This window comes from Desulfosarcina sp., from assembly GCF_041551955.1.
Classification (GTDB): domain Bacteria; phylum Desulfobacterota; class Desulfobacteria; order Desulfobacterales; family Desulfosarcinaceae; genus Desulfosarcina.
Window position 1 is genome coordinate 1 of sequence record NZ_JBFELV010000460.1, and the last position, 3,973, is coordinate 3,973.

3 protein-coding genes are annotated in these 3,973 nt (G+C 57.1%); all 3 read left to right on the plus strand.

The window, feature by feature from the left end; translation table 11 throughout:
- The first annotated feature begins 191 nt into the window (after positions 1 to 191).
- Complete coding sequence (locus ABYV26_RS22450) at positions 192 to 1,727, plus strand: phospholipase D family protein (protein WP_372683589.1); 1,536 nt, start codon at positions 192 to 194, stop codon at positions 1,725 to 1,727.
- 179 nt (positions 1,728 to 1,906) lie between these two features.
- On the plus strand, positions 1,907 to 2,398 hold the full coding sequence (locus ABYV26_RS22455; protein ID WP_372683590.1) for a hypothetical protein: 492 nt from the start codon (positions 1,907 to 1,909) through the stop codon (positions 2,396 to 2,398).
- 20 nt (positions 2,399 to 2,418) lie between these two features.
- Positions 2,419 to 3,973 (plus strand): radical SAM protein (locus ABYV26_RS22460; RefSeq protein ID WP_372683591.1); only part of this gene is annotated, 1,555 nt, incomplete at its 3' end.

Genomic DNA, 3,973 nt, shown 5'->3' on the forward strand with positions numbered 1-3,973 from the left:
GCGGTAAGCCCTTTTTTTGGTCTACGCATGCCCGCATCGATGTGGTATTCTGCGACCATCCAACGCCTCGGGCGAAACGATCCGTGATGGTGTGCCGCTTGACGCCATCGCCCCCATCCTGACGCCATCTGCCGACAACCGTTCATGCGTGAGGCCATTCAGGCATTCCGCCGACACAGGAGATTAATCGGATGACGACCCGCACCTTTTTCAAGATTTCGGTATTATTGGCCTTCAGCGGCCTCGTTGCCGGCTGTGCCACGGTATCCTTCGAGCAGCCCAAATCTTACAGCACAGCGATTTCAGACTACAACGACACCGCCCTGGGTGAATATGCGGCGACGGTTGCCGCCCATGCCCGTGGGGGGTCCGGGTTCTATCCCCTGGATCAGGGCATGGATGCCTTGGGCATGAGGCTCCACCTGGCTGAAACAGCGCAAAAAAGTATCGACCTGCAGTATTTTTTAATCAAAAACGACACCGCCGGCGCGGTGATGGCCAACGCGCTGCTCAAGGCCGCCGATCGGGGCGTGCGGGTCCGGTTTCTGCTGGATGACGTGTTTACCACCGTTCCCGATGACAGCTTTCTGCTGATCAACCAGCACCCCAACATCGACATCCGCATCTTCAATCCCGTTTCCCGGCGCGGCATATATGCGTTGAATTTTATCGCTCAGTTCAACCGGGCCAACCGGCGCATGCACAACAAATCCTTCACCGTGGACAATTCGATCAGCATCGTCGGCGGCCGCAATATCGCCGACGAGTATTTCCAACTCAAAACCGATTCAGTGTTCGTCGATTTCGATATTCTGGCCGTGGGGCCGATCGCCGTCGACATATCGGCGTCCTTCGACGAATACTGGAACCACTCGCGGGCGGTGCCCATCGACCAGTTCATCGAGGACCCGAAAAAAGAAGATCTGGAAACGGTTCGCGCTGAAATACAAGAAGACCTCGATGCCGTTTACGACACCGTCTACGAAAAGGCGCTCGACAGCCAGCTGCTGAAAGATCTCATGTCGGAACGGCAGCCGCTGTTTTCAGGGCAGGTGCGTCTGCTTGCCGACAGTCCAGACAAACTGATCAACCAGATCAACGCGACACACATGCGCCTGGCCATGGAGCTGCGCGAGGTCATTCTGAGTGCCGAAAAGGAGATTCTGTTGATCTCACCCTACTATGTGCCGGGCGACCGGGGCGTGCAGTTGCTTAGAGACCTTGTCGCCAAGGGGGTGCGGGTCATGATTCTCACCAATTCACTGGCATCCACCAATCATGTGCCGGTGCATTCGGCCTATGCGCGCTACCGCCGGGATGTGATCGAGGCCGGTGCCGAGCTTTACGAAGCCCGTGCCAATGCGGCCCGCCAATTGAACCTGGACCAGGACGGTCCGGAAACACTGACACTGCACTCCAAGCTGTTTGTCATCGACCGCAGGAAGCTGTTTGTCGGTTCGCTTAACCTGGACCCCCGGTCGATCGAACTCAACGCCGAGATGGGCCTGCTGATCGAGGCCGAGCCGATGGTCAACGAAATGACCCAAGATTTGGCCGAGGGGTTGGCAACCTTGACCTATCGGGTGCGCATTGACGACCAGGGCCGGCTTGAATGGCACTGCCGGATCGACGACCAGCCCGTTGTCGAAACCAAGGAGCCCCTGACCGGCGGTTGGCGCCGCTTCAAGGCGTGGTTGATGAAAATTGCGCCTGAACGTCAGTTGTAGACGGAACCGATATCCGCGATCAGAAGCGGTGTGCTCGAATGGATGCTTGACCCGGCCATTGCATGGAATCCGTTGTGGCGATGGTGATGATTTTCAGGCCGAAATTGTTGTCTAACGGCCGTTCGTGTCTATGTTTTAGGAGAAACAGTTGGTTTGATATTTGGTCCGAGGAGGTCAACATGGCAATACATTCACCCAACAATGTGCGCTTTCACAGCAGTGCAGTCATGATTTTTGTCGTTCTTGGCGTTTTGCTGATGACTGCCGGATGTGCCAGAGATTACGGCCGGTTCACCAAAAGTGCCGAAGTCGATCTCGCCTTTCGCCAGGGAGATCACCAACCCGACTACCACTATTTTTATGCGGGCCGAGACGATATGCCCTACGCCATCATCGGCATCGACCGCAGTTACACGGTGCCATCGCGATATTGGATTCCCTTTGCGCCCGAACCGGACCGGCTCAGGCGGATGGCCGGGAACATGTACGGCAAACACCGTTACTACCCCGCTGGCTTTCAAATCCTTGACCCTGAAGGAAACGTCATCGGCGTGTGGTACTCCAGCGTCAACCAATACAGCGTGAGCGTCGATCAACAAAACCGGACGGTTGAGGTGCTGTTCCCCAATCCGGAAAACAGCCGCAGCATGTCGATCGGCTTTTTTAACTAGCGCAATAGTGAGAATCCCAGATGAAATCGATCTATTTCCTCAGTTTCAACATGATTTCATTTGTTCCCTACGCCTTCGGTTTTTTGAAAAGCTACGCCCGGCGAGATCCCCTGATCGCTGCGGCCTACCGCTGGCATCCGCCGTTGACCACACCGCAGCCGGTGGATGATGCGGCGGCGGCCATCGACGATCCCGACCTGTTGTGCCTCTCCTGCTATGTCTGGAACCACAACCAGCAGATGGCCATCGCCCGCCGGGTGAAAGCCAATTATCCGCATTGCCTGGTGGTTTGCGGCGGGCCCCATGTCCCCGATCGGTCCGGTGACTTTTTCTCGCGATTTCCCCATGTGGACGTCCTGGTCCACGGGGAAGGGGAGATCCCCTTTGCCCGCCTGCTGGCGGAAATGCTCGAAGAGAATCCCGATTTCGGACGCCTTGAGGGAATATCGTTCAACCGAAACGGCAGCACGGTCACCACGCCCATGGGGACCCGGCTGGGCAAAGACCTGCCCGTGCCCAGTCCATACCTCAACGGCAGCCTGGATGCCTACCTGGGGGAGGAACACGGCAACCGAATCGCGCTGTGGGAGACCAACCGGGGATGTCCGTTTGCCTGCTGTTTCTGCGACTGGGGCGTGCGCACCAAAAATAAGGTCCGTCTGCATGCGATGGAACGGGTCGCAGAAGAAATCGACACCATGGCCGACAAGGGCGTCGCCGACATCTACATCACCGACTCCAACTTCGGATTGTTCAAACGGGATCTGGAGATCGCCCGGCTGTTGGTCGCGGCGCGCCGTCGAACCGGGTTTCCCAAGCGCGTCCGGATTCAGTTCGCCAAGACCTCCAATGAGACGGTCTTTGCCATCAGCCGGTTGTTGTTCGAAAACGACATGCTCTGGGGAACGACCCTGTCGATGCAAAGCGTGGACGTGGATGTGCTGGAGGCGGTGGCGCGGCCCCATGTCGACATCGGCGTGTATGCCGACCTGAAAAACCGCTATCAGCGTCACCATATCCCCACCTACACGGAGCTGATCCTGGGACTGCCCCAGGAAACCCGGGAATCCTTTGTGGAGGGCATCGGCCGGCTGCTCGAAATCGGCATGCATGACGACATCCGGGTGTTCGAACTGGCCCTTTTGCCCAATGCGCCCTTGAGCCAGCCCGACATGCGCGAACGGTATGGCCTGCAGACCCGGTTTAAGCCCATTCGACTGACCGATGCAGGTTTTGAAAGAGAGGTTGTGGAACTGGTATTCGGAACGTGGACCATGCCATACGAAGACTGGGCCTACTGCCTGCTGTTTGCCGAGATGATTCAGGCGCTCCACAATGGGGCTTTTACCCGGTTCATTGCGATCTACCTGCATCGTGAAGGTCTTTTGCCCTACCGGCGGTTCTATGACGGGCTCCTTGGTCATATGATTACAACTGCACAGGGCATCGGGCGCGTGTTTCAACGACTTGAAAAACTCATCGACGACTACCACGAAGACCCGGATATGCCTCAGGTCAACCGGATCCTCACCCAACCGGACATGATGTCACTGTTTCGTCGGTATCACCCGACAC